The organism is Mycobacterium sp. (assembly GCF_040509115.1).
In the GTDB taxonomy this organism is placed as follows: Bacteria; Actinomycetota; Actinomycetes; order Mycobacteriales; family Mycobacteriaceae; genus Mycobacterium.
Genome location: NZ_JBEVLO010000429.1, coordinates 1 through 5034, shown reverse-complemented (window position 1 = coordinate 5034; position 5034 = coordinate 1). Strand labels below are relative to the sequence as shown.

The 5034-nt window shown below is 65.4% G+C and carries 7 protein-coding genes; 3 read left to right on the top strand and 4 right to left on the bottom strand.

Annotation, left to right across the window (positions count from 1 at the left end; all coding sequences use genetic code 11):
- Window positions 1-479 (bottom strand): HpcH/HpaI aldolase family protein (locus ABW137_RS29550; protein WP_526405409.1); only part of this gene is annotated, 479 nt, incomplete at its 3' end.
- On the bottom strand, window positions 479-1243 hold the full coding sequence (locus ABW137_RS29545; RefSeq protein WP_526405407.1) for a cupin domain-containing protein: 765 nt from the start codon (window positions 1241-1243) through the stop codon (window positions 479-481). The genes ABW137_RS29550 and ABW137_RS29545, both read right to left, overlap by 1 nt.
- Window positions 1244-1822: 579 nt before the next feature.
- Here ABW137_RS29545 and ABW137_RS29540 point away from each other — a divergent pair.
- Entirely contained in the window at window positions 1823-2290 is a 468-nt protein-coding gene (locus tag ABW137_RS29540; RefSeq protein ID WP_526405406.1) for a nuclear transport factor 2 family protein, read from the top strand.
- 1 nt (window position 2291) lies between these two features.
- Here ABW137_RS29540 and ABW137_RS29535 read toward each other — a convergent pair whose 3' ends face one another.
- Entirely contained in the window at window positions 2292-3224 is a 933-nt protein-coding gene (locus tag ABW137_RS29535; protein ID WP_526405404.1) for a LysR family transcriptional regulator, read from the bottom strand.
- Window positions 3225-3452: 228 nt separating this feature from the next.
- Here ABW137_RS29535 and ABW137_RS29530 point away from each other — a divergent pair, with 228 nt between their 5' ends.
- Together ABW137_RS29530 and ABW137_RS29525 are read left to right on the top strand one after the other, a co-directional pair.
- Complete coding sequence (locus ABW137_RS29530; RefSeq protein ID WP_526405402.1) at window positions 3453-4400, top strand: LysR substrate-binding domain-containing protein; 948 nt, start codon at window positions 3453-3455, stop codon at window positions 4398-4400.
- Window positions 4397-4531 (top strand): hypothetical protein, encoded by a 135-nt coding sequence (locus ABW137_RS29525; protein ID WP_526405400.1) that lies wholly within the window; start codon window positions 4397-4399, stop codon window positions 4529-4531. Before ABW137_RS29530 ends, ABW137_RS29525 begins: the two co-directional genes overlap by 4 nt.
- Before the next feature lie 39 nt (window positions 4532-4570).
- Here the strand turns inward: ABW137_RS29525 and ABW137_RS29520 are convergent.
- The coding region (locus ABW137_RS29520) for a YncE family protein (RefSeq protein ID WP_526405398.1) at window positions 4571-5034 on the bottom strand (464 nt) is incomplete at its 5' end.

Genomic DNA, 5034 nt, shown 5'->3' with positions numbered 1-5034 from the left:
TCGGCGATGTCCTTGGCCGCTCGGATGGCAGGTGCGCTCTCGATCTGCAAGTAGACGCTCGTGGCTGCATTTTGGGCGCTCATGTAGTCCAGCGCGTCCACAGCACCCCACATACCGGCCCGTCCGCTCGTCGACAAACTGCGTCGACCCCAGGGAGCGAACCGCACCGCGTTGACGATCGCGCGCGCCTGCGCCGCGGTCTCCACGCTGGGAACCACCACGCCGGCTGCACCTTGGTCCAACATCATCGCCGCTAGCGCCCCAGAATGATCCGGTACGCGCACCAATCCGTCGATGCCGCAGTGTCGAGCCAACGAGAGCATGGTGGACACGGTGGGTAAACCGATCGCCGCATGTTCGAGGTCGATGATCACGAAATCTAAACCGGCCGCAGCGATTACTTCTACGGTTTCAGGGGCGTCGAGTTTGAGCCACGTGCCAAGAGCCGGCCTACCCCGTGTTGCCGCATCCGGCGCCATCACAATGCGCAATCCTCGGCATTGAGCACCCATCCCTTGTCGGTGAAGTCGGCGCGCGGCGGCGCAAACAGGTCGATCATCTGGTTGGCTCCCGCGGTGGTGCTGTTTGCCGTGTGCATCACGCCAGGTGGGATTATTGCGATGCCGGGGCTGTCGTAGACCGGATGCATGTCGTCGCGCCAGGTCGTCGAGTCCGGTGTCCACGGCGTCCGCCAGTGATGCACATAACGTCCACGGGTGGTGATGCAGCACTGTTCGAAGTCGTCGTGGCTGTGGGGCGACAGTCGCGTCTCGTCGCGCGGGCCGTCCTCAATTTCCAGCAGGTTGGCCATGATGTTGCTGCTGCAGACTATGCGTCCGAACCGATCGGGGCTGGAGCGGTAATCCGACATCGAATACACCGTGATCGCATGCTGCAGACCCGGCACTCGACGCCCCGGTCGGAGGGCTACGCCGGGAACAGGAACTGTGTAGAAGTCCTCGTTTAGCGCCCGCGGAGCCGCCGACAGATCGTCGAAGTGCACCGCCTCGATGATGGTCGCCGCGGTGTGCGCGGTGAGCCGTGCTGGCCCTGGGACCACCAAGATGCTGGCTGCTTCGACAGTCACTGGTGCGTTGCCAGGTCCCCTCGAGTGCAGCTCGACGGTGATCGACTCTTGGTCGTGTGGAACCAGGACGAGCCGGTCGGCGACCGCCGGTAACAGGACAACGGCGTCGCCACCAAGCACTTCGTGATAGGCGACCAGATAGTTGGAGGTGCGCACCAACCACGTTCGAGAACCGGCAGGCGTTTGTGCCGAGGCATCAAGGTTGTGTAGCTCGAGCAGTTGCGGTCTTCCATATTTCGTTGTCAGGTCGCTGGACCGAGAACCATTGCTGGACAGAGTGTTTCGTGGATCGCTCGAGTGGTACATCGTTGTGCTCGCTTTCGACGTCCGGATTGGCCCCGACGCTCGACGTAACGGCAGGCGCCAGAAGGTGATCAGCGGTTCCTGGTACACGAGGTGCGACGTAGGGCTGGCCGCTGATGTTGAACTCAAACTCTCGCACCGAGTCTCGGTGGCGATCAATGACCTTTCGCGCGCCGCAGTGATCGACGGGCCGATCAATGGTCGTTGTTCGTCACTTGGGGTCGGGCGGCTCACGACCAGTTTCTCGCTATCCGTGCCGACTGATCGGGAGGCCGATCAGTGTGGCGTGCAACGGCTCATTGATCGGCGTCGGGCAGCGGTGACATGCTGGGCTAGCCGTCCCGGCCCCGGCAGGACCTCCGGGAAATTGGTCCAGACGCGGCGACTCGCGGCCGTGCAGGGGACCTTCTCCGGTCGGGTCCATTTTTGAACATGGGAGACGTCATAGTGGATACGGTCTTGGAGTATTTCGCCATTCAAGCGCTCGTGTTCGAATTCGCGCGGCGCATCGATGTGGATGCGGCGGTGGACAACGAACTGCTCTTCACCGAGGACGGCTACTTCGAATACGACGGTCGTGGCGAGCGGGGCCGTGCGGCCATCAAGGCGGCCTATGACCGGCGGCGTGCGCTGGGACGACGCACCGCGCGCCACGTGTTCACCAATCTCGTGGTGGCGCGTGGCGGGGACGCCATTGTGCGCGGCTCGTCAATCATGATGCTTTTTGGCGCCGACGAGCCCCCTCCGGTAAATTTCGCTGCCCCGATCGTCGTCGCCGACGTGGCCGACGAGTACGCCGTCGTCGACGGCACGTACTTGTTCGGCCGACGGACGATCCACCCCGTGTTCGTCGACTCCGGTCGGCCCGCCAGGCTCCCGCTAGCTGAGCCGCGGTCCTGATTCATGTCGGCGTCAAAGCGCGCGCGATCTCTTGTCGTATCCGACTTCCGATGTCGCGGAGCGCCTCGGTAACCTCACGCGCGGCGGGGTGGAGCGTGGCCGCGCCGAGCACGACCATGCTGATGTGCACCGACGGTTCGACGAGAGCCCGGAAGACCAGTCCGGGTGTCGTGTTGAGCACTGCGATGCTGGCCGGGTGGATCCCGACCACGGCTACCCCGGTGGCTACGGCGAAGCTCAGCTCGGTGAAATGCAGGAACTCCTCGACCCGGTCGGGGGCAATTCCGGCGGTAGCCAGCGCGGAGTCGATACGCCCGCCCAGGAAGACGTTGTAGGAGCGGGGCGTGATCAGCAGACGGCGCCCCTGCAGGTCGCCTACTGCGACATGCGGCCGGTCGGCAAGCGGGTCGTCGGCGCGTAGCACCGCCACGCACGGAATCCGGGCGATCTCAACGGCAGATAGTTCAGCGTCGTCGACTTGGGGCTGCCAGCACAGACCCAGCCCGACTGCGCCGGAGCGCACAGCCGCGATCTGGTCGTGGGTGTGCAGCCGTCGCGGAATCCAAGTCACGGGCGAGGCTGCGTCACCGGCGGCGGTGGCCTGCGCGGCGATTAGTCGAGGCAGCACCAACTGGCCGAGTTCTGGAGTATGCGCTAGACGAAGTCCCGGTGGCCGCCGCACCGCCTGGACGCTTCCAAAGGCCTCGGCGAGGCGTTCGTAGGGGCCCAGGGTCGCCGCCAGCAGTTCGTAGCCGGCCGCGGTTAGCTCGACGGTGCGGGTGGTGCGGTGGAAGAGTTGGGCACCGACGGAGCGTTCCAGCGCCGCGACGGCTTCGCTGACGGTGCCCTGCCCTAAGTGCAGCCCCTCCGCGGCGCGGCGAAAATGCAGTTCCCGCGCGACGGCGAAGAAGCACTCGAGTTGCCGTTGATTCAAGGGCGAGCCGCCACGCGGCGCGCCCATAGCACTCACAGGGAGATCGCCATCGTCCACCGAGCCCCCGATTGCGTCGTCTGCGGTCGGTTCACCACGCCAACCGTCCGTAGGCGACGGCGAGCAACGCGGCCCCGACTGGCCGCCCGACAACGCCGCCCATCCCGCACGGGGACGGGGAAATGACGGAAAAGCAAGGAAACGATCCTGACGAATGATGAAATACGCAGTGTGCGTCCAGGTGTCGATGCCAACCTACTGATCGCGTTGGACGTCCTTCTAACCGAGCAGAGCGTCACCCGCGCGGCTGGCCGGCTGCACACCTCACCTGCGTCGATGAGCCGCACACTGAGCCGACTTCGCCGGGTTTTGGGAGACCCGCTGCTCGTGCGCGCCGGCCAGCACATGATCCCCACCCCACGCGCCGAAGCGATGCGCGCGGAGGTCAACGCCGTTGTGCGCCAACTTGGTGTCTTGCTGGCGCCGGCGGAGCGGACCGACCCGGCGCTGCTCCGCACTACCTTCACCGCACAGGTCGGCGACTTGGTGACAGCAGCACTCGCGCCGCGCATCTTCTCGCTAGCCGAGCGAGAGGCGCCCGGAGTCTCGATCCGCTTCCTCCCCGAACAACTCGAGGGAGGCCCAGCACTGCGCGACGGGCGCGTTGATCTCGAAGTCGGCGTTCTGGACCACGTCGACCCCGAGACCGTCACCGAGGAACTCCTGACGCTAGCCATGGTGTTCGTCATGCGCCGTGGCCATCCGCTGAGTGAGGGCGATTGCTCTCCCGAGCGCGTCGCGGAAGCGGCGCACATCACCGTGAGCAGACGCGGCCGTTTCACTGGCCCGATCGACGCGGCACTGGCAGAACTAGAGTTGCAGCGCAGGGTGGTCGGAGTGTTGCCCAGCCATGTCACCGCGATGACGTTGTCTTCGCGCAGCGACATGGTTTGCCTTGTCCCGCTCGAACCCGCTGCAGCATCGCCGGCGCCGCTGCGTGATCTCGCTCTCGACATGGGACTGTCCATCGTAGAACCGCCCTTCGCATTGCCCTCGGTGGTGATCGGCATGGCTTGGCATCCAAGCAATTCCGCGGACGGGGCGCACGCGTGGCTGCGTTCGGCGGTCCGGCGCGTGCTCACCCCCGGCGGCGCTGTCGAGGGCCGCGACCCGCGTTGATCGCCACCGGCCGGAGCGGCCGCGACAGCACCCCGGCCGACTACCGAACACGTCGCAATCAGCAGTCAGCGGTCATCGCCGACACCGTCGGCACCGTCGGCATCGCCGACACCATCGGGGCACTGAAATGATTGTCCTGCAACGACATTGACAACACAATGTCGGGCCGATCATCCGGCGGGGACGACGGTCATTCCATGTGCGCCCCGCTCAACTGGAATGGTGGCGACCACGTCGAGGCCATCAAGGTCGATGACGGTTACGTTCCCGGAGACCAGACTGGAGGCGTAGGCGCGGTTGCCATCCGGGCTCGACCGCACGGTCAGGACGCTGGGACCGATGGGAACCCGACCGCGCAACTGCAGGGTGCCGGATTCGTAGACCCTCAGGTGCCCGTCGGGAAACTCCGGCAGCGCATGGGGATCGGCGCCGGGCTTGTGACGCATTGGGGTCTCGCTGACCAGTAGCGCACCGGTGCTAGTGACGTGCACAGCCATGGGCTGAACTTCCGAGGGCAACACATCTGTTACTTCCAGCGTCGCGGCATCGACTACTCGCAGTCCAAGGGGCTCGGTGGGCGATGGCATGTATGCAGGCACCATCACCGGTGCGGCCACCACGAATCGGTTGTCAC